At 69.4% G+C, this 25,232-nt stretch carries 27 protein-coding genes and 2 tRNA genes; 14 read left to right on the top strand and 15 right to left on the bottom strand.

Annotation, left to right across the window (positions count from 1 at the left end):
• Position 1: 1 nt before the first annotated feature.
• From K6T36_RS02300 to K6T36_RS02285, 4 genes are all read left to right on the top strand, one after another.
• Positions 2 to 2,287, top strand: coding sequence for a PrkA family serine protein kinase (locus K6T36_RS02300; RefSeq protein WP_222922414.1), 2,286 nt, complete (start codon positions 2 to 4; stop codon positions 2,285 to 2,287).
• Positions 2,278 to 3,618 (top strand): YeaH/YhbH family protein, encoded by a 1,341-nt coding sequence (locus tag K6T36_RS02295; protein WP_222922413.1) that lies wholly within the window; start codon positions 2,278 to 2,280, stop codon positions 3,616 to 3,618. The genes K6T36_RS02300 and K6T36_RS02295 overlap by 10 nt, the downstream gene beginning before the upstream one ends.
• Before the next feature lies 1 nt (position 3,619).
• Positions 3,620 to 5,611, top strand: a complete 1,992-nt coding sequence (locus tag K6T36_RS02290) for a SpoVR family protein (protein WP_222922412.1) — start codon at positions 3,620 to 3,622, stop codon at positions 5,609 to 5,611.
• A 102-nt stretch (positions 5,612 to 5,713) separates the two neighbouring features.
• A complete protein-coding gene (locus K6T36_RS02285) occupies positions 5,714 to 6,514 on the top strand; it encodes an HpcH/HpaI aldolase family protein (protein ID WP_222922411.1) in 801 nt (266 codons plus the stop codon).
• A 149-nt stretch (positions 6,515 to 6,663) separates the two neighbouring features.
• Here the strand turns inward: K6T36_RS02285 and K6T36_RS02280 are convergent.
• From K6T36_RS02280 to K6T36_RS02270, 3 genes are all read right to left on the bottom strand, one after another.
• A tRNA-Glu gene (locus K6T36_RS02280) sits at positions 6,664 to 6,738 on the bottom strand.
• A gap of 105 nt (positions 6,739 to 6,843) precedes the next feature.
• Positions 6,844 to 7,821, bottom strand: coding sequence for a flap endonuclease-1 (gene fen / locus K6T36_RS02275; RefSeq protein WP_222922410.1), 978 nt, complete (start codon positions 7,819 to 7,821; stop codon positions 6,844 to 6,846).
• 89 nt (positions 7,822 to 7,910) lie between these two features.
• Positions 7,911 to 8,528 (bottom strand): GNAT family N-acetyltransferase, encoded by a 618-nt coding sequence (locus K6T36_RS02270; RefSeq protein WP_222922409.1) that lies wholly within the window; start codon positions 8,526 to 8,528, stop codon positions 7,911 to 7,913.
• A 66-nt stretch (positions 8,529 to 8,594) separates the two neighbouring features.
• Between K6T36_RS02270 and K6T36_RS02265 the strand changes: the two genes are divergently transcribed.
• The gene (locus tag K6T36_RS02265; protein ID WP_222922408.1) at positions 8,595 to 9,179 is read left to right on the top strand and encodes a class I SAM-dependent methyltransferase; all 585 of its coding nucleotides are present in this window, start codon (positions 8,595 to 8,597) and stop codon (positions 9,177 to 9,179) included.
• A gap of 60 nt (positions 9,180 to 9,239) precedes the next feature.
• Positions 9,240 to 9,674 carry a DUF3054 domain-containing protein gene (locus K6T36_RS02260; protein ID WP_222922407.1) on the top strand — a complete coding sequence of 145 codons (435 nt, stop codon included), beginning with the start codon at positions 9,240 to 9,242 and terminating at the stop codon, positions 9,672 to 9,674.
• 47 nt (positions 9,675 to 9,721) lie between these two features.
• On the opposite strand, the gene K6T36_RS02255 is transcribed toward K6T36_RS02260, so the two are convergent.
• Both K6T36_RS02255 and K6T36_RS02250 read right to left on the bottom strand, forming a co-directional pair.
• Positions 9,722 to 9,803: transfer RNA gene (locus K6T36_RS02255), tRNA-Ser, on the bottom strand.
• 115 nt (positions 9,804 to 9,918) lie between these two features.
• Entirely contained in the window at positions 9,919 to 10,665 is a 747-nt protein-coding gene (locus tag K6T36_RS02250) for a hypothetical protein (RefSeq protein WP_222922406.1), read from the bottom strand.
• A gap of 60 nt (positions 10,666 to 10,725) precedes the next feature.
• Between K6T36_RS02250 and K6T36_RS02245 the strand changes: the two genes are divergently transcribed.
• Complete coding sequence (locus K6T36_RS02245) at positions 10,726 to 10,944, top strand: hypothetical protein (RefSeq protein ID WP_222922405.1); 219 nt, start codon at positions 10,726 to 10,728, stop codon at positions 10,942 to 10,944.
• A gap of 36 nt (positions 10,945 to 10,980) precedes the next feature.
• On the opposite strand, the gene K6T36_RS02240 is transcribed toward K6T36_RS02245, so the two are convergent.
• From K6T36_RS02240 to K6T36_RS02225, 4 genes are all read right to left on the bottom strand, one after another.
• A complete protein-coding gene (locus K6T36_RS02240; RefSeq protein WP_222923332.1) occupies positions 10,981 to 11,577 on the bottom strand; it encodes a uracil-DNA glycosylase in 597 nt (198 codons plus the stop codon).
• Positions 11,578 to 12,026: 449 nt separating this feature from the next.
• Positions 12,027 to 13,901, bottom strand: coding sequence for a Glu-tRNA(Gln) amidotransferase subunit GatE (gene gatE, locus K6T36_RS02235; protein ID WP_222922404.1), 1,875 nt, complete (start codon positions 13,899 to 13,901; stop codon positions 12,027 to 12,029).
• Between the two features lie 39 nt (positions 13,902 to 13,940).
• Positions 13,941 to 15,191: an RNA-guided endonuclease InsQ/TnpB family protein gene (locus K6T36_RS02230; protein ID WP_222922403.1), complete on the bottom strand. Its 1,251-nt coding sequence runs from the start codon at positions 15,189 to 15,191 to the stop codon at positions 13,941 to 13,943.
• A 294-nt stretch (positions 15,192 to 15,485) separates the two neighbouring features.
• Positions 15,486 to 15,653, bottom strand: coding sequence for an HVO_2901 family zinc finger protein (locus K6T36_RS02225; RefSeq protein WP_222607838.1), 168 nt, complete (start codon positions 15,651 to 15,653; stop codon positions 15,486 to 15,488).
• 214 nt (positions 15,654 to 15,867) lie between these two features.
• On the opposite strand from K6T36_RS02225, the gene K6T36_RS02220 reads away from it, so the two are divergent.
• Positions 15,868 to 16,470 (top strand): winged helix-turn-helix transcriptional regulator, encoded by a 603-nt coding sequence (locus tag K6T36_RS02220; protein WP_222922402.1) that lies wholly within the window; start codon positions 15,868 to 15,870, stop codon positions 16,468 to 16,470.
• Between the two features lie 22 nt (positions 16,471 to 16,492).
• On the opposite strand, the gene K6T36_RS02215 is transcribed toward K6T36_RS02220, so the two are convergent.
• A complete protein-coding gene (locus K6T36_RS02215; RefSeq protein ID WP_222922401.1) occupies positions 16,493 to 17,917 on the bottom strand; it encodes a class II fumarate hydratase in 1,425 nt (474 codons plus the stop codon).
• Between the two features lie 173 nt (positions 17,918 to 18,090).
• Here K6T36_RS02215 and K6T36_RS02210 point away from each other — a divergent pair, with 173 nt between their 5' ends.
• Positions 18,091 to 18,267, top strand: coding sequence for a hypothetical protein (locus K6T36_RS02210; protein WP_222607835.1), 177 nt, complete (start codon positions 18,091 to 18,093; stop codon positions 18,265 to 18,267).
• Between the two features lie 139 nt (positions 18,268 to 18,406).
• The gene (locus K6T36_RS02205) at positions 18,407 to 18,892 is read left to right on the top strand and encodes an SRPBCC family protein (protein ID WP_222922400.1); all 486 of its coding nucleotides are present in this window, start codon (positions 18,407 to 18,409) and stop codon (positions 18,890 to 18,892) included.
• A gap of 46 nt (positions 18,893 to 18,938) precedes the next feature.
• Here K6T36_RS02205 and K6T36_RS02200 read toward each other — a convergent pair whose 3' ends face one another.
• The 5 genes from K6T36_RS02200 to K6T36_RS02180 form a co-directional block, all read right to left on the bottom strand.
• The gene (locus tag K6T36_RS02200; RefSeq protein ID WP_225935163.1) at positions 18,939 to 19,862 is read right to left on the bottom strand and encodes a DMT family transporter; all 924 of its coding nucleotides are present in this window, start codon (positions 19,860 to 19,862) and stop codon (positions 18,939 to 18,941) included.
• Positions 19,863 to 20,116: 254 nt separating this feature from the next.
• On the bottom strand, positions 20,117 to 20,929 hold the full coding sequence (queC, locus tag K6T36_RS02195; RefSeq protein WP_222922399.1) for a 7-cyano-7-deazaguanine synthase QueC: 813 nt from the start codon (positions 20,927 to 20,929) through the stop codon (positions 20,117 to 20,119).
• Between the two features lie 6 nt (positions 20,930 to 20,935).
• On the bottom strand, positions 20,936 to 21,754 hold the full coding sequence (locus tag K6T36_RS02190) for a 7-carboxy-7-deazaguanine synthase QueE (RefSeq protein ID WP_222922398.1): 819 nt from the start codon (positions 21,752 to 21,754) through the stop codon (positions 20,936 to 20,938).
• A 2-nt stretch (positions 21,755 to 21,756) separates the two neighbouring features.
• Entirely contained in the window at positions 21,757 to 22,248 is a 492-nt protein-coding gene (locus K6T36_RS02185) for a 6-pyruvoyl trahydropterin synthase family protein (protein WP_222922397.1), read from the bottom strand.
• Positions 22,249 to 22,463: 215 nt separating this feature from the next.
• Complete coding sequence (locus K6T36_RS02180) at positions 22,464 to 23,231, bottom strand: sensor domain-containing protein (protein WP_222922396.1); 768 nt, start codon at positions 23,229 to 23,231, stop codon at positions 22,464 to 22,466.
• Positions 23,232 to 23,397: 166 nt separating this feature from the next.
• On the opposite strand from K6T36_RS02180, the gene K6T36_RS02175 reads away from it, so the two are divergent.
• From K6T36_RS02175 to K6T36_RS02160, 4 genes are all read left to right on the top strand, one after another.
• Complete coding sequence (locus K6T36_RS02175; RefSeq protein WP_222922395.1) at positions 23,398 to 23,742, top strand: helix-turn-helix domain-containing protein; 345 nt, start codon at positions 23,398 to 23,400, stop codon at positions 23,740 to 23,742.
• Complete coding sequence (locus K6T36_RS02170) at positions 23,739 to 24,098, top strand: hypothetical protein (RefSeq protein WP_222922394.1); 360 nt, start codon at positions 23,739 to 23,741, stop codon at positions 24,096 to 24,098. Before K6T36_RS02175 ends, K6T36_RS02170 begins: the two co-directional genes overlap by 4 nt.
• Complete coding sequence (locus K6T36_RS02165; protein ID WP_222922393.1) at positions 24,085 to 24,369, top strand: DUF7521 family protein; 285 nt, start codon at positions 24,085 to 24,087, stop codon at positions 24,367 to 24,369. Before K6T36_RS02170 ends, K6T36_RS02165 begins: the two co-directional genes overlap by 14 nt.
• A 94-nt stretch (positions 24,370 to 24,463) precedes the next feature.
• Complete coding sequence (locus K6T36_RS02160) at positions 24,464 to 25,192, top strand: sensor domain-containing protein (RefSeq protein WP_222922392.1); 729 nt, start codon at positions 24,464 to 24,466, stop codon at positions 25,190 to 25,192.
• Positions 25,193 to 25,232 lie beyond the last annotated feature (40 nt).

Below are 25,232 nucleotides of genomic sequence, written 5' to 3'. Positions count from 1 at the left end.
CATGACCGATTACCTCGCGCGCGCCGACGAGGCGCTGGAGGGCGCCTACGAGCCGCCGCGCTCGCTCGCGGAGTTCGTCGACCTCGCCTTCGAGCGCCCCGACGCCGTCAGCCACGCCGCCAAGTACCTCCTGTCGGCGATCGAGTCGATGGGCACCCGAACCGTCGTCGAGGAGGGCGTCGAGCGCGAGCGCTACCGCTTCTTCGACGACCCGGCGAACGACGGCGAGCACGCCGTGCTCGGCAACACGGGCGTGCTCAACGCCTTCGTCGACGACCTCCGCACGGTCGCGGCCGGCCGCGGGAAAGACGAGAAGATCCACTGGTTCGACGGGCCGACCGCGACCGGGAAATCCGAGCTGAAGCGCTGTCTGATCAACGGCCTGCGGGCGTACTCGCGGACGGAGGAGGGCCGGCGCTACACGATCGAGTGGAACATCGCCGCCCGCGAGGAAGAGCGCGGGCTGAGCTACGCCGCCGGCGACGACGCCGAGGACGACTGGTACGAATCGCCCGTGCAGGCGAACCCGCTGTCGGTGTTCCCCGAGGAGGTCCGCGACGACCTCGTGGCGGCGCTCAACGAGGCCCACGACGACCACGTCCCGATCCGGGCGGAGTCGGACCTCGACCCGTTCAGCCGGGAGGCGTTCGACATCCTCGAGGAGCGGTACCGTCGGGAGGGCCGCCGGGACCTGTTCTCGTCTGCGACGGACCGGCGCCACCTCCGGGTGAAAAACTACGTCGTCGACGTGGGTCGCGGCGTCGGCGTCCTCCACGCCGAGGACGACGGCAGCCCGAAGGAGCGACTCGTCGGCTCGTGGATGCCCGGGATGCTCCGCGAGCTGGGCGCCCGCGGCCGCAAGGACGCCCGCGCGTTCAGCTACGACGGCGTGCTCTCGCAGGGAAACGGCCTACTCACCGTCGTCGAGGACGCCAGCCAGCACGCCGACCTGCTCCGCAAGCTGCTCAACGTCCCCGACGAGAAGCGGGTGAAGCTCGACAAGAGCATCGGAATGGATCTGGACACTCAGCTGGTCGTCATCTCGAACCCCGACCTGGACGCGGAGCTGGAGCAGTTCGCCGACCGCAACGACCGCGACCCGCTGAAGGCGCTCAAGCGTCGCCTCGACCGCCACGAGTTCCGTTACCTCACCAGCGTCTCGCTGGAGACGGAGCTGATTCACCGAGAGTTGACCGACGAGACGACCGTCTGGGCGGCCGAGATCGACGCGGAGGACCCCGAGACCGAACACGAGCGGCTGCGCGAGCGGATGGCCGCGCCGCTGTCGGTACGGATGCGTGACGACCGGGGCCAGCTCCGCGAGCGCGAGCTTGCGCCCCACGCGCTGGAGGCGGCGGCGACGTACGCCGTCGTCAGTCGGCTCGACGGCGAGGACCTCCCCGCCTCGATCGGGCTGATCGACAAGGCGCAGCTGTTCGACACGGGGACGGTCGCCGACGGCGAGGAGCGGATCGACGCCGACGAGTTCGACTTCGACGGCGAGGACGGCGCCCACGGCATCCCTGTCACGTACACGCGGGACACGATCGCGGACCTGCTGCACGGCGAGACCGACCGCGCGCACCCCGACCTCCCGGTCGAGGACGTGCTCACCCCCGAGGACGTGCTCAACGCCATGGCCGATGGGCTTTCGACGGCGCCGGTGTTCTCGCGCGCGGAGATCGCCGAGTACGAGAGCCGGCTGGCGACCGTGAAGGACCACGCCTTCGAGCTCCAGGAGGCGGACGTGCTCGATGCGGTGCTGTCGGACAAGGGCGTCCCGGAGGAGACGGTCGCCGAGTACGTCGAGCACGTGTTCGCGTGGGACGCCGACGAGCAGGTGGACACCGACCGCGGACAGGCGGACCCGGACCCGCTGCTGATGAAGGTGTTCGAGACCGAGCACCTGGGCCGGTTCGACGAGGACGAGTACGCCGGCAACGAACCGAGCGACGCCGTCGAGGAGTTCCGCAGGGAGACGGTGATCACGGCGCTGAACCGCTACGCGTGGGAGCACCGCGACGACGAGTTCGCCGTCGAGGACGTGGACCTCTCGACGGTCCCGGTGATCCGCGCCGTGCTGGAGGCGCACTCGTGGGAGGACGTCCGCCGCATCTACGACGACTTCGACCCCGCCCAGTGGGAGGACCCGCCCGCGAACACCGAGACCGCCCGGGTGAAGCGGGCGGCGATCGAACACATGACGACCGAACAGGGGTACAGCGAGGCGTCCGCCGAGCTGGCCAGCAGGCGCGTGATGCGCGAGGTGAAGGGACGATGGGACTGAGGGAGGACCTCGAACGGTTCCGGGAGATCGGCGACGAGCGACGCCCGGACCTCGAGGAGTTCATCCGCGAGGGCGACCTCTCGGGCTCCTCGCGCGATCGGGTTCGGATCCCGGTGAAGCTCGTCGACCTCCCGGGATTCGAGTACGACCGCCGGGACATGGGCGGCGTCGGTCAGGGCGACGGCGACACGCCAGAGCCGGGCCAGCCCGTCGACGTGCCCGGCGACCCCGGGGACGGCGACGGCGACGGCGACGAGGAGGGCGAGCCCGGCGAGGAGGGCGGCGAGCACGGCTACTACGAGATGGACCCCGAGGAGTTCGCCCGCGAGCTCGACGAGGAGCTCGGGCTCGACCTGGAGCCGAAGGGAAAACGCGTCGTCGAGGAGGTGGAGGGCGACTTCACCGAGCTGACGCGCGCGGGACCCAACTCGACGCTCGATTTCGAGCAACTGTTCAAGCGTGGCCTCAAGCGGAAGCTCGCCACCGACTTCGACGAGTCGTACGTCCGGGAGGCGTGCCGGGTCGCCGGCGCCGACGCCCGCGACGTCTTCGAGTTCTGTCGCGAGGGGAACGTGCTCGTCTCGCTGGCGTGGATCCGCGAGGCGATGAGCGACCTCGAGGCCGAGGGCGTCCCGCTGGACGAGTACGACGACTTCGACGACTTCGCCGCGCGGGTCGAGCGCGACCCGGTCACCGAGCGCATCCGGCGCGACGGGCTGCGGGACGTGCCGTTCCGCCGCGAGGACGAGCGTTACCGCCAGCCCGAGGTGATCGAGAAGAAGCAGAAGAACGTCGTCGTCGTCAACATCCGCGACGTGAGCGGGTCGATGCGCGAGACGAAACGCGAGCTCGTCGAGCGCACGTTCACGCCGCTGGACTGGTATCTCACCGGCAAGTACGACGAGGCGGAGTTCCGCTACGTCGCCCACGACGCCGACGCCTGGGAGGTCGAGCGCGGGGAGTTCTTCGGCATCCGCTCGGGCGGTGGGACCCGCATCTCCAGCGCCTACGAGCTGGCCGCCGAGATCCTCGAGGAGTACCCCTGGAGCGAGTGGAACCGCTACGTGTTCGCCGCCGGCGACTCCGAGAACTCCAGCAACGACACCGTCGAGAACGTCGTGCCGCTGATGCGCGAGATCCCCGCGAACCTCCACGCGTACGTGGAGACCCAGCCCGGCGGAAACACGATCAACGCCACCCACGCCGAGGAGATCGAACGGGAGCTGGCCGACCGCGACAACGTCGCCGTCGCCCGCGTCGCCGGGAGCGACGACGTACCCGACGCGATCCGGACGATCCTCTCGACGGAGGACGGAACGGAGGACACCTGAGATGATCCACGACGACAGAGTCGCGACCCGACGCGTCGCCGCCGAGCTGGAGGAGCCGGCCGAGCGGGCGAGGGAACTCGCCCGGAAGCTGGGCCTCCGGCCGTACCCGGTGAACTACTGGGTCGTGACCCACGACGAGATGAACGAACTCATCGCCTACGACGGGTTCCAGACGCGGTACCCGCACTGGCGGTGGGGGATGAAGTACGACCGCCAGCGCAAGCAGGACACCTTCGGCATGGGAAAGGCGTTCGAGATCGTCAACAACGACAACCCCTGTCACGCGTTCCTGCAGGAGTCGAACGCGCCCGCCGACCAGAAGGCGGTGATCACCCACGTCGAGGCGCACGCGGACTTCTTCCGCAACAACGAGTGGTTCGGCCGCTTCGCGGGCGAGCGCGAGGACCCCGACGCCGCCGCGATGCTGGAGCGCCACGCCGAGACGATCGCGAGCCACGTCGACGACCCGGAGATCGACCGCGAGGACGTCGAGCGGCTCATCGACGCCGTGTTGTGCGTCGAGGACACCATCGATCAGCACCGCGCGCTCGCTGCCGAGCGCGGCGGCGACGAGGAGCTGGAGGAGGACCTGGCCGACATCGAGGAGCGGCTCGACCGGCTCGGCCTGTCGGCGGACGTGCGCGATCAGGTGTTCGATCAGGACTGGGTGGACGCCCAGCGCGACCGCGACCGCCTGCCCGAGCCGCGACCGGACGTGCTCGCGTACCTCCGCGAGCACGGCAAGCGGTACGACGAGGAGGAGGGGAAAGCCGTCGAACGCGAGCCGTGGATGGACGAGGTGATCGAGATCCTGCGCCGGGAGGCGTACTACTTCGCGCCACAGCGGCTCACGAAGGTCATGAACGAGGGGTGGGCCAGCTACTGGGAGTCGCTGATGATGGGCGACGAGCGCTTCGCCGGCGACGACGAGTTCGTCACCTACGCCGACCACATGGCGCGGGTGCTCGGCTCGTCCGGGCTGAACCCCTACAAGCTCGGCTTCGAGATCTGGCGGTACGTCGAGAACGGCGCGAACCGCCGCGAGGTCGTCGACAAGCTGCTGCGCGTCGAGGGGGTCACGTGGCGTACCTTCCACGACGTGATCGACTTCGAGGAGGTCGCCGACCATCTGGAGCCCGACCCCGAGATCGCGGGCGTCACGGCCGACACGCTCGACGAGCTGGACCCCGAGGATCCGCGCGTCGACGCCGACGCGCTCGCGCGGGCGAAGGCGGGCGAGCTCGACGCGGACGCGTACCCGTGGGCCGTGCTCACCTACGAGGGGCTGTGCGAGCGGCACTTCTCGCTGTCGAAGCCGGCGAACCGCGGCTTCCTCGAACGGATCGGCCGCTCGGAGCTGGAGCGGGTCGCGCGGTACATGTTCGACGACGAGGTGTACCCGGACGTGGCGTCGGCGCTGGCGGACGTGGACTACGGCGCCGGCTGGGAGCGCATGCGCGAGGTGCGCGAGAGCCACAACGACGTGACGTTCATCGACGAGTTCCTCACCGAGGAGTTCGTCGTCGAGGGGAACTACTTCACCTACGAGTACTCCGAGGCCGCCGAGGGGTACCGCGTCGCCAGCGTGGACCCCGACGACGTGAAGCGGAAGCTCCTCCTCCGGTTCACGAACTTCGGGAAGCCGACGGTCGCGGTGTACGACGGCAACTACGACAACCGCGGGGAGCTCCTCCTGGGCCACCGCTACAACGGCGTCGCGCTCGACATCGGGCAGGCGAAACAGACGCTCGAACGCGTGTTCGACCTGTGGGGGCGGCCGGTGAACCTCGCGACGATCGTCACCGAGTACGACGACCACGAGGTGGAGATCGCTCGCCGTCGCGGGCACGAGCCGGAGGGCGAGGAGGTGCCGATCCGCCTCCGCTACGACGGCGAGGCGGTCGAGCGCCACGCGCTGGAGCCGGAGCTGGCCGAGCAGATCGCGGCCGACGACGTCGACTACGACACCACGCCCGAGGAGTGGCTGGCCTGAACCGCCGGCCACACAGTCACCCTCACTACATCTCACCTCACCTCGCCCCCGCCCGGTTGGAATCCGCGGGGCGCTTTTCCGACACGCCGTCGAACCGAACGCATGACGATCTCGGAGCCCCGAAACGGCCTACGCGCCCGGATCGAGGACGGCGGCGTCGCGCTGGGCGTGCTCGACTCGACGTACGATCCCTCGATGGTCGAACTGTACGGGGAGCTCGGGCTGGACTTCGTCTGGCTCGACATGGAGCACGGCGGGCCCGACCCCTGGGACGGCGCGACCGTCGAAGGCCTCCTGCGGGCGGCCGAGCGAACCGGGATCGAGCCGCTCGTGCGCCTCCCGGACACGGAGCCGACGCTCGTGCGGAAGGCGCTGGATCTCGGCGTCCGGTCGCTGTTTCTCCCGCGGGTGGAGACGGCCGCGGAGGTGGAGGCGGCCGTCAGGTCGGCCCGGTTTCGCTACGACGGCGAGCCGGGGGACCGCGGCCTGGCCGCGCCGCGCGCGCGTCGCTGGGGGCTCAAGGAGGACTACGTCGAGGCGGAGGACCGCGAGACGCTCGTCGGCACCACCGTCGAGACGGTCGAGGCCGTCGAGAACGTCGAATCGATCCTCGATGTCCCCCATCTGGGGTTCGTGTTCATCGGCCCGCTCGACCTGTCGGTGGGCCTCGGCCACCCGGGCGAACTCGACCACCCGGAGGTTCAGGACGCCGTCGAACGCGTCCGCACCGCGGCGCTGGAGGCGGACGTTCCGGTCGGCGGGCTCGGCTTCGGCATGGACGACGTGAACGAGAAGGTCGACGACGGCTACCGGATCCTCAATCTGGGGAGCACCGCAGGGGCGGTCCAGTCGGTGGTGGGGGATTGGCTCGACGCCTACGACGGTCCGCGTGAAGGGAGGTAAGGCTGATCGGGAGCCGTTCGCGAGAAGTGCTCGGTCAGGGATTTGAACCACGCCGGGACGGTCGACCTCGCTCCGCTCGGTCGCTGCGTCCCGTCTACTTCAAATCCCGACGCTGCGCGCTTCGCTCGCGTCTTCGACGCTCGCTGTAGTGCTCGGTCAGGGATTTGAACCCTGGTCGTCGGCTCGAAAGGCCAACATGATTGGCCGGACTACACCAACCGAGCGCGTCTTCGACTATCCGGCGGGCAGTGTTAATCCCATCGGATCCGACCGAAAGCGTCGGAGCGTGGTCCGCATCGATCCCGAACAGCGGCCGTCATACGGGCCGCCTACGTCCAGTCGTCGAGCCCGGTCTGCGTGAGCGCCTCCTCGATGCGCTCGAAGCCGCGCTCGACCTCGTCGGGGTCGACCTCCCACTCGTCGACGACGTACGCGCGGGCGGCGTCCACGTCCGGCGTGATCGTCCCGTCGAGGTCGTAGTCGTCGGTCACCGGCGGCGAGCGGAAGAACTCCCGGATGCGGTCGGCGTTCGGGATCTCGGCGTCGCGTGCCTCCAGAACCGCGAACAGGTCGCCGTGTTCCTTCACCGCCTTCAGCGCCGTCTTCGGGCCGATCCCCGTGACGCCCTCGTTGAAGTCCGTCCCGCACAGCATCGCCACGTCGACGAGCTGTTCGAGGGTGATGTCGTGGTCGGCGAGCGTCGCCTCCAGGTCCATCAGCTCCGGGTCGCCCTTCGAGGTGAGCTGGCGGAGCGTCCGGGGCCCGCCGAACAGCATCGTGTCGTAGTCCTCGCTTCCCGTGTAGTCGGCGTCGCCGACGCGGTTCATGTACGCACACTGCGCCTCGCCCTCGGCGGGCGCCTCGACGACCGGCACGTCGAGCAGGCGGAGCAGCTCCCGGGAGGTCTCGTGGATCGTGTCCGTGAGTCGCTGCGTGCGCGCCTCCAGCCGGGCGGCCTCCACGGAGTCGCCGCGCTCCTCGGCCGCCTGCCTGCGCTCCTCGGCCTGCTCTCGGGCCTCGCGGCGCTTCGCCACCTCGTCGTCCTTCAGGTCCGTGACGCCGCCGTCGAAGACGAACACCGGCGTGAGGTCGTTCTCCACGAACTTCGGCAGCCCCTGCACGATGCCGATGAGGTTCGCCACCTCCTCGCCCGCGTCGGTCGTGTAGCGGTGGTCGCTGGTGAACTTCACCGTCGTCGTGAGGTAGCGGTACAGCCAGTTGTGCGCGTCCACGGCGACCACCCCGGAAAGGTCGTCGAAGGCGACCGCCTCGATGTGCGCGATGTCACGCAGGTCCGCGTTTCCCATTGTCGGCGTGTGGGGCCCGTGGCGTTTGAAGCTCCCGAGTCGCCGCCGGCGACGACCGTCCGCGACCGTCGGCAACCGTCGGCGATCGCTCAGGCGACATCGACCGCGGGCGGCCCGCGCTCTCGCTTGCGCTCGGCGAACGTCCGCTCGCCGTCGTCCACGTCGTCGCGGGCGACGATCGTCGCCAACCCCTCTCGGTAGGTATCCGAGTCGACGACGGCGGGTTCGCGGGCGGGACGTTCCAGCACGAGTTCCGCGATGCCCGTCTCGCGGCCGGTCCACGCGAACCCGACCTTGTGGAGCGCCTCGTAGCTGTAGGCGTTGTTGACGGCGATGCGGACGCGCTCGTAGCCACGCTCGGCGGCGCGGGCGACGACGAAAGCGCACAGCTGCGGGCCGATCCCTTCTCCGCGTCGCCCGCGGCGGACGGTCACGTAGCGGAGCCACAGCGCGTCGGCGTCGCTTCGGTCATCGTTGAACGCCACCGCTCCCGCGGGCGCGACGTACTCCCGTTTCGGGTCGTCCGGGAGCCGGAACACGGCGTCGTCGTCGGTCTCGCCGCCGTCGGCGGTATCGGCGACTTCGCCATCGACGGCCAAGGCCTTCCCGGTGCTCGACATGACGAACTTCCCCGCGTAGGCGTACTCGCGGTGGTCGAGTCGGAGGACGACCCCGTCTTCCGGCCAGCCGAGCAGTCGGAACTCCACGCGTCGGCTACGCGCGGCCGCGACTTCAGCGCCACGCCTAATCTCTCGCGCCCCGTCGGGTCGGGCATGTTCGGGTACGGCGACGTGGGCTTCTTCGACCGGATCGCCCCCCTGTACGACGTGTTCATGCCGCCGGCGCGCGCCGAGGACCTGCGCGCGGGACTGGCGTTCGCGCACCGCCCGCTCGAACGCGTCGTGGACCTGGGCGGCGGAACCGGCCGCGCGAGCCGAACGCTCCGGGACCTGCGGATCGACGCGACCGTGTTCGACTACTCCGCGGGGATGCTCCGGCGCGCCCGCGAGGACGGTCTTCAGGGCGTCCGCGCCGACGCCGCGACGCTGCCGGTCCGCGACGCGAGCCTCGACGCGGTCGTGATCACCGACGCGCTCCATCACTTTCCCGAGCCGGAGGCGGCGATCCGGGAGGTCGCCCGCGCGCTGGCGCCCGGCGGCGTGCTCGTGGTTCGCGAGTTCGACCCCTCGACTCGCCGCGGACGAGCGCTCGCGACGCTGGAGTCGGTCGCGGGGATGGACTCGCGGTTCTTCGCCGCGGAGGCGCTGGCCGGCATGCTCGACGACGCGGGGCTGCGCGGGCACGTCGTCGAGCCCGGCTTCGGGTACACCGTCGCCGGCGTGAAGCCGAGTCCATAACGTGTGTGGAAGCCGACCGCGGAACGCGGGCGTTAAGCCGGATCGGACGAACGGGCGGGTATGGCAACGGACACTGGCTCGGGCTCGTTCCTCGCGAACCGGGTCGACAGGGCCGCGCTCCCGCTCGCGGTCGGCGACCTGCTCGTCATCGTCGCGTTCATCTACGCCGGCACGATCCAGCACGGAAGCGTGCCGTTCCCGCTCGCGAACGCGGGCGACGCGATCGCGCTGCTCACCGTGGCGGCGCCCTTCCTCCTCGGATGGGTCGTCGCGGCGCCGCTCATCGGCGCGTACTCCGCCGGCGCCGCCGAGTCGGCGAAGGCGTCGGTGCCGCTGGCGATCCGGTCGTGGATCCCCGCGGCCGTCATCGGACTGCTCGTCCGCGCGACCCCGGTCGTCGATGGCGGCGTCGCGATCACTTTCGCGGCCGTGATGCTGATCGTCGGCTCGGTGTCGCTGGGCGTCTGGCGGTACGTCGCCGGGCAGTTCCTGTAGGGTCGGGGCGGTCGAACCGCTCACGCGTCGCTGTTTTTCGAGAAGTTCGGTGGGGCTGGGATTCGAACCCAGGAGGCTTGCGCCATCTGCTTTCAAGGCAGACGCAATAGGCCACTCTGCCACCCCACCACACTCGGTCCTTCCGCGGTCCGCGTCTAAGTCCTAACGGTCGCAGGCCGGGGTCGTTGTCCGAGCGGATCACCGGTCGGTGCCGAGTTCCGAGCGGATCGCCGGCTTCCTTCGGTCAACCGTCGAGCACGACCGCGCCGTCGCGCACGCGCAGGCCGTGCTCGTGGACGAACGTCGCGGTGTGCTCGGGGACGACCCGCTCGGATTCGATCCGGCTCCACAACACCGGCAGCAGGTCGCGCAGGTCCGCGGCGGTCTCGATGCCCACGTGCATCGGGAGGAACTCGACGCGGTGGCCGGCGTCGTTCGCGCGGTCGACGAGCGTCTCCAGCTCCGGCCCCCCGAAGGCGTCCTCGTAGTCGACGGGCGCGGTGAAGCCCGCGTAGTAGGTCCGCCCGCGCGTCGAGGGCCCGAGGACGGTCTGGTTCCCGCGGAGCTTCATCGCCGCCGAGTCGATCACGGTGCGGGTGAGCAGCGGGGCGGTCCCCCGCGTCACGGCGACGGAGTCGACGCCCTCCTCGCGCAGGAGGTGCGTCGCGGTGTTGCCCGCGCGCGCCGAGAGCGTCGAGCCGACCTGGGGCTCGAAGCGCGCCTCGGTCACGTCGTCGAGCGCCTCGCCGGCGAGCGCGCGCAGCTGTGCCTCGCTCGACGTGTCGGTCACGTGCTCGTCCGGGAGGAGGTCGTCGGGGCGGTAGTTGACGAGGAGGTCGCCGCCGGAGCGTTCGACCGCGCGGAAGACGTCCCTCAGGCACGCCGCGTACAGGTCGGCGGCGTCGGCGGCCGACAGCGGGGTCGTCTCGACGAGGTCTGGCAGGGCGAGTCCGGGACGTGGCGGGTCGGCGAGGACGGCGACGACGGTCATACGGCGTGGTGGGGCGCGAGCGGCAAAGGGGTTTATCAAACGCCGCGCCGCAGCGTCGGCATGGACCTGACCGCCGCCCTCGTCCGACTCGGTTCGCTGCTATCCGTGCTCGCCGCCGCGGCCGCGCTCTCGTTCCTGGTCGCGACTGGGCCCGCGGTGAGCGACATCCCGACGGTCGGCCTGCTCGCGACGGCGGCGTTGCTCGTCGTCGCTCTGCTCGCGGCCGTCGGGTGGGGACGCCGGGGCGCGCCCACGACTCGGGAGACGCCGTACTGGTGAGCCATCCGCGCGCCGACGACACGTGATCGCCCGCAGTCAGCGACTCCGTCGCCCCTTCGTCTGCCGGTAGTCGCGCGAGAAGACGTTCTCCTTCACGTGCGTGAGGAACCGGTCCGCGTCCGCGTCGGTGAGGTCGTCGAGGTCCTTCATCGGCAGGAGTTCGAACCCTCGGCCGCGGACGGTGGTCGCGTGTTCGGCCTCGGCGTCGAAGGAGTCGGGCGCGCGGGTGGTGTACTCGATCGCGAGCGCCTCCAGCGCGCGCTGGCCGACGGGAACGATCAGCTCGGGGTTGATCATCCGGACCTCGGCGGTGAGGAAGGCGTCGCAGTTTGCCACCTCCTCGTCGGTCGGTCCCCGGTCGGGGTGGCGACACCGCGTGAGGTAGGTCGTGTAGACGTTCTGGAGGTCGGGCTCGTCGGCGTCGGGCGGCGAGCGTGACAGGCCTAGTTCGCCGAGGACTCGCTGGATCCGCTCCCCGGCCTCGTCGCCTGTGAACGGAACGCCCGTGCGCTCGGCGCCCGCGGTGGGCGCCTCCCCGAGGACCAGCACCTCCGCCTCGGCGTCGCCGTAGCCGTGGACGACCCGCTCGCGGCAGTCGACGAGCGCGGGACAGTGTCGGCAGTCGGTGTCCATCCCGTAGGGGTTCGAGAGTTCCTCCTGATGCGGCACTGATCGTGGTTCGGTGGTTGCGGGGTTTAATCGTGTGGTTGCTCGGGTTCGGCAGTCCTCGTGGCGGTGATGGTCGGATTACTGCCCGTTCGCAACACCGTGCTGGCTTCCGCGAAAGCCCCCGCGGGGCTCGACTCGGTGCGGGCGGCGCGCTCCTCGGCTCACTCCGTTCGCCTGCGGTGCTCACCGCTCCGCTCCTTCGCCGAGCCCCGCGGCCCCTTTCAGTCCCGCCCCCGGCGACCGCACCGCCGCCTCGTCCTCCCCAACCGATTGCGCTCCTCACGCTCGCTCCGCTCGCGTTACGGTGCTCATCCCTCGCGCGCTCCCGGCGGGCACGGAGGCCCGCCGGCGCGCGCCACCACGGCTACCGGATTAACGGGAGAATCGTGTCGGAGCGGCCGAACCCGTCGGTCTTACGCCCGCTTCTGGATCTCCTCGCGGAGCACGTCGCTGACGACCTCGCCGTCGGCCTTCCCGCGCAGCGCGCCCATCGCCTCGCCCATCAGCCCCGAGAAAGCGCCCATGCCCTCGGCCTCGACCTGCTCGGCGTTGCGCTCGACGACCTCGGCGACCGCCTCGCGTACCTCGTCCTCGTCGACGCCCGACAGTCCCGCCTCCTCCACCGCCTCCTCGGCGTCGAGGTCGGGCTGCTCCGCGAGCACCGTCAGCACGTCGCCGACTCCCTCCTTCGCCAACTCGCCGTCCTCGACGAGCGCGAGCACGTCGCGGAGGTGGTCGTCGGTCAGTTCGCCGACCGGCACGTCGTGGCGGCGCAGCTCCGTCAGCGTCGACTCCAGCGTCGTCGCCGCGAAGGTGGGGTCGACGCCGTCGGCGACGACCGACTCGAACAGCGGCATCCGGCGGCCGTACGCGACCTGCTCGGCGAGCCCGGCGCCGAGGCCGTACTCCTCCTGGTAGCGGTCCACCTTCTCGGTCAGGAGTTCGGGCGTCTCGACCTCGCTGGGATCCGGCTCGACGGGCGGCACGTCGGTCTCGGGGTACAACCGAGCGGCGCCGGGCAGCGGACGCATGTAGCGGGTCGTGCCGTCGTCGTTGGCGCCGCGCGTCTCCTCGGGAACGTCGTTGATGGCCGTCTCCGCGCGCTCGGCGGCCGCCTCGATCGCCAATTTGGCGGTCTCGGGGTCGTCGGCGACGAGCGCGACCGCGTCGCCCGGCCCCGCGTCGACGGCCTCCCGCAGGGCCTCGACCTCGCCCTCGGTGACGCCGTAGGCCGGAAGCTCGTCCGTGTGGAAGATGCCGCCGGCGCCGTGGCGCTTCGCGTGATCGGAGAGTTCGGTGCCGAGCCGGCGATCGGGGGCGATCTCCGTCCCGACGAGGCCGTCGAAGCCCGCGAGGCGGACCGCGTGAACGACGCCGCCCGAGTCGAGCGCGCCCGCGATGACGCCGGAGTCGGTGTCCGCGAAGGTGTCGGTCACGTCGACCGGGTCGCCGACGGCGGCGTCGCGCTCGCGGAGCTCCGCGGCGATGTCGACGAGTTCCTTCTGGCGGCGCACCTCGGTCTCGACGATCTCGTCGATCTGGTCGAGCGCCTGGACGCCCTTGATCTCGACGCGGGCGCCCTCCGCGATGGAGACGTTCACGTCCTGACGGATCGTGCCGAGTCCGCGCTTCACCGTGCCCGTCGAACGCAGCAACATCCCGATGCGTTGGGCGGCCTCGCGGGCCTGCTCGGGCGTCGAGATGTCCGGCTTCGTGCCGATCTCGACCAGCGGGATCCCGAGCCTGTCCAGCGAGTAGCGCACGCCCTCCTCGGTCTCCGCGACGCGCTTCGCCGACTCCTCCTCCAGCATGAGGTCCTCGATGCCGACGGGGCCGTCGCTGGTCTCGATCTCGCCCTCCTGGGCGAGCAGCGTCGAACGCTGGAACCCGGAGGTGTTCGACCCGTCGATGACGATCTTGCGCATCACGTGCGCCTGGTCGACGACGTGCATGTCGAGCAGGTCGGCGATCTGCATCGCCACCTCGAGCGCCTCCTCGTCCAGCTCGTGGGGCGGCTCGTCGTCCTCCTCGACGAGACAGGTGGAGTCGTACGCGAGGTACTCGAAGGTGCGATCGACCTGCGACTCCTCGAGTGCGGCGTCGTCGATCTCGCCCAGCTCCGACTTCGTCGGGTGGAGGTAGCGCGTGATCGTGTGCTCGGCCTCCTCGGGCTCGCGGAGCGCCGTCGGCGAGTCACAGAAGAGCTTCGTCGCCGTGTCGAGCTGCTGGTGGATCTCCAGCCCCGCGACGAGGCCGAGTTCCTCGGGGTCGAACGAGCGATCGGTCATTGCGCGAACCTGCGGCTGCCGGGGAGAAAAAGGGTGTCATCAACCCACGACTGAAGTCGTGGGCCTGTCCGTGGACTTCTGGTCTGACGACGTACGGTCGTAGGCGGTGTAATCGCCATTCCCGTTCAGCGTCCCGGACTTGAGGGCGAGATGACCGTCGCCCAACCCATCGGGGCGTTTGCCCGATGGTAAAGTTAGCAACTTCTTGCCGATGTTCTTCGCCGCGTTGTAGTCGCCGTCAACCGAGTACCCACACTCGTTACACTCGAACCATCCATCCGAGTCACGGTTCGTGCTTGACTGATGCCCGCACTTCGAGCACGTCTGCGAGGTAAACGCAGGAGGAATTTGCTCGACTCGGATGCCGTACTCGCTGGCTTTGTACGCGAGCATCTCTTGAAGTTCGCGGAACGCCCAGTTGTGCATCTGGCGCTTCAGTTGGTCGTTCCTGTTGTCCATCCGCTCGCGGATATGGGTTAAGCGTTCGACGGCGATGTACGAGCAGTCATAAGCGTCGGCTTCTTCCACGATGCGTCGAGAAATCGTGTGCAGGCGGGTCAGCACGAAGCGGTTTTCTCGCCCCGACAGTCGCCGGAGTACCTGCTTGGCGGAGCGAGTGCCTTTGTGCTGAAGGCTCCGACGCACGCGGAAGTAGTGATTCTGCCCCCACAACAGTTCGCCCCCGTCGTAGAACGATCCCACGCTGGTCACGGCGACATTCTTTAGGTTCAAGTCCACGCCCAGTACTGTGTCACCGTCACGTTCTTCGACTTCTTTCTTGATGACGATGTGGAGGTAGAACGCGTCTTCGTCCTCGCGGTAGTGGAGCGTCCCCATCCGCTTCTCGTAGTCGTCATCACCGAGGTAGGATTTCTGGTAGTCTCCGAGAACGTACTCAACAGCGACTCTGCTGTTGATGGTGGAGAGGGTGGCCGACCTGTCCTTGATTGTCAATGTTCGCTTGTCGTAAACGGCGGACGGCTCGTTGAAGTAGGGGAGTGGTCGGCTGTTACCCTTCTTCCAGTCCGAGACGGTGCTTTTCATCGCTTCGACGGCCTTCGAGTATGCGCGAACGCAGAGGTTCGCGGGCAGGTCTGTCTCATTTCGTAAGTCGTGGTACACTCTGTCGTGTATCGTGGACTTGTTGAGGATGAGATAACCGTCGTCGTTCCTGCCGTTATGAACGGTGTAGTTGCAGGCGTGATTGAACTGGTCGATGGTCTGATGAAGGTCATCCTGTCGGTCGTTCGGTACCGAGAGTTTGACTGGGATCGTTCGCGTGACCTCCATCGATAACCTCACATGCGAACGTATATTCTATAACTTATTCGGATAGGGGTGGGGGATCGACCTGCTATCGCTCATGGGTTGATCCAAGTTTTGTCGGATTACTCCCACGGCAGAAGCCGTAGGCTTCCTCATTGAATCTCTGTGAGTCGGGGCGGACGGGCCGGACTCGACGGGCGATCGAGGGGTGCGGTCGGTCGTCCCGAGGGGGCGTCCGCTCGGCGAAGGTGTTCGTCGGGTCCGGCGGACGAGACGAGGCCGCCGGACGTTCGTGTGGGGCCCCCCGCGCCGCTCCCGTCACTCGACGCGCTTGAGGCCCTTCCCGAGCCCCTTCGCGTCACAGCCGTCCTCGGGACACGCGTAGTGCCAGCCGTCCTCGGTCGCACGTCCCTCGGGGAACTCCGTCCCGCATCGTCGACACCGCAGGAGATCCCGACCGGTCGCTCTCGCTGTGAGCTGAGGCATACCTGATACCTTCGAGCGGGAGGAATTGAACGTACCGGTCTGTTCCGGCCCGTAGACTGTCGGGATCGGATGTTTGACGGATCGACAGCCGGCGCGGCGATCGGGGGCCTTCAGTCGTCATGATCGGAGGCCACCCGCCGCGGCCGACCGACGCCGCGTCGCCGGGACCGGGCGGGGGAGTCGTTTTTCACCGCCCCGCGCGTCGCCCCGATCGATGCGCGACCTCGACGAGACCGACATGGAGATCCTCCGGATGCTCGCGGCCGACGGCCGGCGCTCCTACAGCGAGATCGGCGACGCGGTCGACCTCTCCGCGCCCGCGGTGTCGGACCGCGTCTCGCGGCTCCGGGAGTCGGGTGTCATCAGGCGGTTCACGATCGACGTGGACCGGTCGCTGCTGCGGGCCGGCACCCCGGTGTTGCTCAGGTTCGAACTCCCGCCGGGCGACGCCGGCACCCTCCGCGAGTCGCTTCGGACGAGCGAGGCGGTCGAACACGTGTTCACGACCGCCGGGAGCGACGTGGTGGCGTTCGCCCGGGTCGCCGACGACGCGGTCGACGAGTGGGTCGCCGCGGTCGTCGGCGCCGAAGCGATCGACGACTACGCGGTCGAACTCGTCTCCGATGTCGACTGGAGCCCGAGCGTCACGGCGACGGAGTTCGCCCTGGAGTGTGCCGAGTGCGGCAACAGCGTCACCAGCGAGGGCGTCGCGAGCCGGGTCGGCGGGACGCTGTATCACTTCTGTTGTCCCACCTGCGAGTCGACGTTCCGAGATCGGTACGAGCGGATGGAGGAGGGCGCGGCCGAATCCGACTGAGCCGCGGTCAGCTCCGTTTCAGTTACTCCTCGCCGAGGATCCCGCGGTGGGTCATCGCCTCCGGATCGAGCACCTCGTCGGCCTCCTCCTCGGTGAGGTACCCCTTCTCCAGCACGACCTCTCGGACCGTCTTGTCCTCCTTCAGCGCGGTCTTGGCGACCTCGCTGGCCTTGTCGTAGCCGATCGCGGGGTTGAGTGCCGTCGCCAGCGCCATCGACTGCTCGACGCGCTCGGCGGCGTACTCCTCGTTGGCCTCGAGCTTGGCGACGAAGCGCTCGCCGAACACCGAGCTCGCGTTCGCGAGCATCGCCGTCGACTGGAGGAAGTTGTGGGCCAGCACCGGCTTGTAGAGGTTGAGGTCGATCTGCCCCTCGGCGGCGCCCGCCGAGACCGCGGCGTCGTTGCCGACGACCTGCTTGTGGACCTGGTTCACTGCCTCGGCGACGACGGGGTTGATCTTCCCGGGCATGATCGACGAGCCGGGCTGGTTCTCCGGTTGTTCGATCTCGCCGAGGCCGTTCCGGGGACCGGAGGCGAGCAGCCGCAGGTCGTTGGCGATCTTATTGAGGCTCCCGGCGACGGTGCGGAGCGCGCCGTGCGCCTCCGACATCGCGTCGTGGGCCGCCTGCGCCTCGAAGTGGTTGTCGGCCTCGCGGAACTGCGTGTTCGTCTCCTCGGAGATGTACTCCGCGGCGAGTTCGGGGAACTCCGGGTCCGTGTTGAGCCCGGTGCCGACGGCCGTCCCGCCGAGGGCGAGCTCACGGAGGTGATAGCGCGTGTCGCCGACGCGCTTGATCCCCTTCTGTACCTGCGCGCGGTAGCCGCCGAACTCCTGACCGAGGCGGACGGGCGTCGCGTCCTGGAGGTGCGTGCGGCCGGTCTTGACGACGCCGTCGAACTCGGCTTCCTTCTCCTCCAGCGCGGCGTGAAGCTCCTCCAGTGCGGGCATGAGGTCCTTCTCGACCGCTTCCAGCGCGGCGACGTGCATCGCCGTCGGGATCACGTCGTTGCTCGACTGCCCGAAGTTGACGTGGTCGTTCGGGTGGATGACGCGGTCGCCGATCTCCGCCCCGGAGATCTCGGCGGCGCGGTTGGCGATGACCTCGTTGGCGTTCATGTTCGAGGAGGTGCCCGACCCGGTCTGGAACACGTCGACCGGGAACTGGTCGTCGTGCTCGCCGGCGATGACCTCGTCCGCTGCCTCGACGATCGCCGCGGCGGTGTCCTCGTCCAGGTGACCCAGGTCGCGGTTGGCCTGCGCGGCGGCCTTCTTCACGACACCGAGCGCGCGGACGAAGCGTCGCCCGAACGTGACGCCGCTGATGGGGAAGTTCTCGACGGCGCGCTGGGTCTGGGCGCCCCAGTAGGCGTCCGCCGGAACCTGCATCTCGCCGAGGCTGTCGGACTCGGTGCGGAACTCCTGGCTCTCGTCGGTGTCCTCGCTCATACGCGACGCCTCGGGGGGAGCGGTCGTAAAAGCCACCGATACGGCCGTGTGTCGCCGGAAGGCGCGGGGTGTGTTGACACGGCTGGCTCACGTTCAAGTGTGACTCAGCTAATGGGTGTCACGAGGGGCGACGGGCCCCGGATCGACAGCTAACCGACACCACATCCAGGACGATGTATCCCCGACAGTCGGCCCACGGCCGGCACGACGACACGTACCGCCCTCCGACGGACCTCGCGACGGCGTTCGCCGTCGCCGCCGCGTTCCCGCTGACGCTGTTCGCGCTGGCCGAACCCGCCTTCCTCGTCGGCGCGCTCGTCGGCGCCGTCGGCGTCGCCGCTACGCGGTGATGTCCGACCGCGTTCCTCCGACCCTTTCCCCACCTCCCCTTCGTCGCTCCTGTCGCAATCAGGTGCCCGACGGCTTCGTGAAGGACCGAGCGATCGCCGCCGCCGATGCGTGTTTCACCCTGCGACCCTTGTATCGACCATGGCGACGTACCGACGACGCGTGCGAGTCGCGGCGCCGTTCGACGAGGTGTGGGAGTTCCACTCCGACATCGGCGGGCTCGAAGCGCTGACGCCCGGATTCATGAACCTCCGCGTCGAGCGGGTCGTCGGCCCCGACGGCGAGGAGAGCCCGGAAGTGCTGACCGCCGGCACGGCTATCGAGATGAGCGCCCGACCGTTCGGCGTCGGCCCGCGCCAGTCGTGGACCTCGCGCATCGAGGAACGCGAGGCCGATCCCGAGGTCGGACGCGCGCGGTTCGTCGACACCATGGACGGGGGACCGTTCCCGACGTGGCGCCACACCCACCGCTTCTACGAGAGCGGCGAGGAGACCGTCGTCGACGACGAGGTCCGGTACGAACTCCCAGGCGGTTCGCTCGGCCGGACGGTGTCGCCACTCGGCTGGCCGGGGTTCGAGGCGATGTTCCGGTATCGTCACCGGAAGACGCGTGAACTCCTGGAGTGAGGTCGCGTGGAGCGTGGCCGACAGGGGGATGACCGCGACCGGGCGATCACGTCTCGCGGGCCCGTGTCGTCGTGACGACGCCCGCGAGCACCACGGCGCCCCCGACGATCGTCACCAGCGACGGATACTCCGCGAGCAGCACCATCGCGAGGATCGTGCTGCCGACGGGCTCGCCCAGCAGCGAGACCGAGACGACGCTGGACTCGACGTGCGCGAGCGCCCAGTTGATCACCGTGTGCCCGAACACGCCCGGGCCAGCGGCCATCGCGAGGAAGAGTAGCCACTCGTCGGTCCCGTACCCCACGAGCGGGTGCCCGCGGGCGATCGTCGCCGCGAGCAGTGCGAGCGCACACGTCCCGTAGACGACGATCACGTACGGCAGCAACGGCAACCGCTGGCGGAGCGACCGACCCAGAAGCACGTACGCGCCGGCGGCCGCGGCGCCGAGCACCGCGAGCGCGTTCCCGAGCAGCGGGTCCGGCCCGGTGATGGCGGGCGCGGCGCCCAGCAGCGTGTCGCCGACGCTCATCGCCGCCATGCCGACGAGTGCGACGCCGATCCCGACGACCGTCGTCCGGCCGACGCGTTCGTCGAGCAGCGCCCACGCCCCGGCGACGACGAACAGCGGCTGCGCCTGGACGAGGGTCACGCTGGCGGCGACGCTCGTCCAGCGCAGGCTCTCGAACCACGACGCGAAGTGGACCGCGAGCGCGACGCCCGAGACCGCCGCGAGCAGGAGATCTCGACCCCCGAGATCGCCGAAGGCGGCGCGATCGCTCGGTCGGGACACAGCGATCGGGAGCAGCAGCGCGGTGGTGAACACGACGCGGTACAGCGCCTTCACGAGGCTCGGGGCGCCGCTCAACTCGACGAGGATGGCGCTCGTCGAGATCGCGACGACGGCGACCGCGAGCCCGACCAGCGGCGGCACCCGGTCCTCGAGCGCGTCGACGGCGGCGACGGTCGGCACACCGGAGGCTACGCGAGTGTGCGGGAATCCCTTGCGGTTCCGGTCAGCGGGAGGGTAGCGAACTGGCGACGCGAACGCCGGCCGCGGCGCTGCGGCGCGGGCCGGCGGAACCGCGGGCGGTGCGTCGCGCGACCGCTTCACGCCCGCGGGTCAGGGTCAGGTCACGGTGTCACGGGACGTCTGGATCCGTGACCGCTGAAGAAGGTTCGCGAGCCCGCCGGGGGCGGCGTCGTTCTCTTCGGGACGGGGCGACGCTACGCCCCGGCGGTCGGGTCCTCGTCGCCGGTGTAGTCCGGGCGTTCCTCGTACTCGATCGGGTCCTCGATCCCGAGCCGCTGGAACGCCTGCAGCCGGAACGCGCAGGCGTCGCAGGTGCCACACGCGGGCGCCTCCTCGCGGTAGCAGCTCCAGGTCAGGTCGTACGGAACGCCCAGTTCGGTCCCGCGCTCGGCGATGTCGGTCTTGGAGTCCTCCACGAACGGCACGACGATGTCGATGGTCGTCCCGGGCTTCGTCCCGACGTCGACCATGCGCTCGAACGCCTCGAAGAACTCGGGACGGCAGTCGGGGTAGCCGGAGTAGTCCTCGGAGTGGGCGCCGACAAACACCGCCTCGCAGGCGTTCGCCTCGGCGTAGGAGACCGCCATCGAGAGGAGGTTCGCGTTGCGGAAGGGGACGTACGAGGAGGGGATCTCGTCGCCGTCGCCGTCCATGTCGGCGTCCTCGACGGCCATCGAGGCATCGGTGAGCGAGGAGGCGCCGATGCGTGCGAGGTGGTCCGTCTCGATTTGGAGGAACCGCCCGCTCGGGACCTGGAGTTCGTCGCGAAGCGCCTCGGCACATCGGTACTCCTTCGTCTCGGTGTTCTGGCCGTAGGAGGTGTGCAGGAAGTGGAGGTCGTAGCCGCGCTCGCGGGCCTCGTAGGCCGTCGTCGCGGAGTCCATCCCGCCGGAGACGAGGACGACCGCTCCGGGGCGGTCGGACCGGTCGGTGGTCGATGCTCCGGTGTCGCTGTGGGACGTGGGGTCGGTGAGGTCGGTAGAATCGGTGGGTTCGGTGTTGGTCATGGGGGATCAGGTTTCGGGGGCGTCGTTCCAGATGTCGACGTGAATGCGGGGAGTGTATCGGAAGCCGTACTCGGCGGCCAACTCGGCGACCGTCGTCCGTGTTTCGGCCAACTGCTCGCGGGTCTGCCCTTCGGGCATCAGCAGGACTTCGTCGTCCGGAACGGAGACGCTCGCGGCGTCGCGGACGCGGTCGACGAGATCGACGATCTCGGACATGTCCTCGCGGCCGGTGACGACGAACTTCAGTTGACTCTCGTATCGCTCGACGAGCGTCGCAAGGGCGTCTACGTTGATGCGGTTCTCCTCGTGGCGTTCGGTCCAGTCGCTCGCGAGGTCGGCGTCGTCGTCGCTGGCGTCGCCGTCGCCGATCTCGCGAGCCGCTTCGGGGGTCCGATCGGGCGTCGGTGTCGACGAGGCCAGTTTCGGGCTGATACTCGCGAGGTCGATCGGCGTTCCCTCGGGCGGGACCACGGTGCCGTTCGTCTCGACGGTGAGGTGGTGGTCGCCGGCGAGGCGATCGAGGAGGTCGAAGCTCTCCCCGTGGATCGTCGGCTCGCCGCCCGTGAGCACCACGTGGTCAGGGCCGCGTGCGCGCACCTCCTCGGCGACCTCGTCGACGGCCATCCACGCGTGCGTCGGCTCCCACGAGGTGTGATACGAGTCGCAGAACCAACACCGGAGGTTGCAGCCGCTCGTACGGACGAACGTACTCGGAACGCCGACGAGTCGTCCCTCGCCCTGGAGGGAGGCGAACAGCTCGTTGATCGGGAGCGCCGGCCCCTCGGGAGCGGTCGGCGTGGCGTCGACATCGTCGCTGACGGGCATCGTCAGATACCGCCCGCGCACAGCTCGCTCGTCTCCGACACCTCGACGGCGACCTCGGAGACGCGGTCGGGAAGGCGCTCGCGGAGCCGTTCCTCCAGCACGACCGACAGCACCTCGGCCGTCGGCGGCGCGTCGAGGACGACCAGCGCGTCGCCGTCGCCGGCGGCCTCGAACGCCTCGACGAGCGGGTCGCCCGATTCCAGGAGGAACCGGTGGTCGAACTCGTCGACCGCGTCCGTCACCTCACCCTTGTCGACCACCCAGCCTTCGGCGCCGAGGTCGCCGACGATCCTGACGGTCGCCTCGTAGTTGTGGCCGTGCGGCCGGCTGCACTTCCCGTCGTGTCGGAGCAGCCGGTGGCCCGCGGAGAACCGGATCGGTCGGTCCTCCCCGACGACGAGCACGCGCTCGCCCGCTGCGGCGAGCCGTTCGACGACCGCTCGGTCGGCGGCGTCGGACCGTCCACTGCCTTCCTCGGATATTCCCCAGGACATATTCAAAGAATATCCGGTGTCGCATAAATAGCTATCCGAACGGAGCGAGGGGTGGGCGGTCGGGAATGCAGCGGCGTCCCGCTGGCAGGACCGACTCGCCGAGCGGTTCGGCTACCTGCGGCTGTCGTGTCAGTTCGTCGTGTCCGAGCCGATGACGGTCGAACTGGTGCCGGACAAACGAGTGTGGGTCGGACGCGAGTAGCCGTCGTCCGAGATCACCTGCGACCGCCGACCGCTCGCCGCATCGCGCCCGCGAGGTCGTACGTCCCGTCGAGCATCAGCCGCGTGTACCACCCCGAGAGGCGCGCGAGCCAGTTCAGCAGTTGCAGCCCGACCAGCAGGACGAACGCGCCGACGAGCGCGACCGCCGCCGCCTCGCCGAGGGTCGTGACTCGCCAGGCGTCGAGCCGGAACACCGTCTCGTAGCCGACGAGCAGGCGGTTCCAGCCGACGTACAGCGCGGGGTGGAACTCCACCGGGCGATCGGTGACCACGCCGACGTACAGACCGGGCTGGTCGTAGTATAGGGGCACGAGCAGGAGGCTGACGCCGGTCGTCAGGGTGCTCGTGATCAGGGTGAACGACGCAACCCCGAGGAGCAGTTTGGTCGGGAGGTACACGAGCGCCGTCCACGTGGAGCGGTCGGTCGCGAGCGAGACGAGGCGCTCGCGGCGGGAGTCCCCGGGGAGTTCGGGGCCGGAGCGGTCTATCTCCACGTCGAGGAGCGCCGTCGCGAGCCACCGCTCTACCCCCGCCAGCCCGAGGGCGAACACGACGAGGAGCGCGAGCAGCGGGATCCCGACGACCACGAACGCCAGCCCGATCCCCAGCGGGACCCCGACCGCGACGAGGAGGAAGTACGCGAACCCGAGCGGGACCGCCAACGCGAGGTACGCCAGGTTGCGATACGTCTGGCGGCGGAACGGCGACAGGAGGAACGAGGCGACTCCCCGTCCGACGCCGACGCTCGCTCGGAGGGACATACACGCGAAACAGTCAGATATGAGAACATAAACGTTCGGGTCGATCCGGGCGCGCTGCAACCGTGTGCCCGTCGTTTTGCGTGTCGCCTGGGTACCCGGGGACGATGTGTCGACACCCACCGTGGATTCGGGACGCTTTTGCCGGCTGCTCGACACGACAGTGATCATGGCCGGGGACGACGGGGACGGGATCGTCGACCTCCTCGGCGACGACTACGCCCGGACCATCCTCCGTGAGACGTACGGGGACACGAAGTCCGTCGAGTCGCTCACGGAGGCGTGCGACGCGGACTCCTCGACCGTTTATCGTCGGGTCCAGCGGCTCCAAGAGGCCGGCCTGTTGGAGGACGAACAGCAGCTCGATCCGGGCGGTCACCACTACAAGACGTATCGCGCCAGCGTCAGGGCGGTCCACCTCGAACTGTCCGACGAGGGGTTCGAAGTGACGGTCGACAGACCCGAGTCCGACGCCGCCGACCGCTTCACGCGGCTGTACGAGGGATTCAAATGACGGGCACGCTCGCCACACCGGCCGCGTTCGCGGAACCGGCCACGCTCCCGACGCTCCAGACGGCGACGGGCGGGTCGCCGACGGTCGTCCTGCTGGTGTTCGCCGCGTTGTTCGTGGCCGTCGTGCTCTCGCTATACCTCGCCCGGCGCCTGTACGACGGCTACCGGGACAGCGGCGGACGACGGCGGCTCCTGCTCGGCGTCGGGCTGGTGCTCGTGACGACGGTTCCGATCCTCCTGCGCCTGCTGCTGTCGAACGTCCCCGGAACCGACCCGACCGTCCGCTCGCTCGCGGTGACAGCCAGCCAGCTCGTCGGGCTCCTCGTCGTGTTGGGGGTGATCTATGACCGCCGTTGACGCGGGTACGCTGCTGTTCCTGACTGCCGCGGCGACGGCCGTGGCCGGCACCGCCGTGGCCGTGACGGCATACCGGGGGTACCGCCGACACGACAGCGCGATGATGCGCTACCTCGCCGTCGGCATCGCCCTCGTCGCGGTCGCGCCGTTCCCGATCACCTACGGCGTCGCGCCGCTCGCCGGACTCGACGACGCGACGACGCTGCTCGCGGTGCTGTGTGCGAACGTCGCCGGCCTGCTCGCGCTGATCTACTCGCTGGACGGCACCTGATCGGGAACCCGTACTTGTATCCTTCGACGGTCCGCCGGGCGAACAGCCGGCGCTCCCGTTTTACCGGCCTTCGGACCGCAGTACCCGCCGTCGCATGACGACGACGAACTACCGGGACGCGTTCGCCTCGTTCGCGGGCGCGCCCCTCGATCCCCGCACGTACCGAAGCCTCCTGTACCTCGCGTTGGCGGTCCCGCTCGGGTTCGGCTACCTGATCGCGTTCTCGATCGCCGGGTCGCTGTCGCTGGGGCTGAGCGTCACGATCCTCGCCCCGGTTGCGGTGTTGGGAACGCTGTTGCTAGCGGTCGCAGTCGTCTGGGCCGACGCGAAGCTGACGGCCGGGCTGCTCGGCGTCGAGGTGTCGCCGTGGTTCCCGTCTCGGGACCTCGGGATCGCGGAGTTCTGCAAGCGGCTCGTGTTCGCTCGCCCGACGTGGACCGGCCTGCTGTACCTCTGCTGGCGGATGGTGCTGGCCGTGATCGCGCTCGTCGTGTTGACGACGGGCCTGTCGCTGGCGTCGGGGCTGCTGGTCGCGCCGCTGGCGTACGGCGAGTTCCTGCTGATCGACTACCGGCTCGGGGTGTACCGCGTGAACACGATGCCGCGGGCGCTCGGCGCCGCGGGCCTCGGCGTGGTCGTCGGCCTGCTCACGCTGTACGCTGCGAACCTCCTCGGGCGGGTCGCCGCGGCGGTCACGTCGACGCTCGTCGACGACAGCTCCGTCGTCGCCGCCGAGGGAAACAGGGACCTGGAGGGTGACGGAGACGCGGAGGGCGACCGGGACGCGGAAGACGACCCGGACGCCGGTTCAGACGCCGACTGACGAGCCGACGCCTGATACGCTGGCACGCGCTTTTTTGTGA

Source organism: Halobaculum roseum (assembly GCF_019880245.1).
Taxonomy (GTDB): Archaea; Halobacteriota; Halobacteria; order Halobacteriales; family Haloferacaceae; genus Halobaculum; species Halobaculum roseum.
The sequence above is the reverse complement of the archived record's forward strand: the minus strand, read 5'-3'. Positions and strand labels throughout refer to the sequence as shown.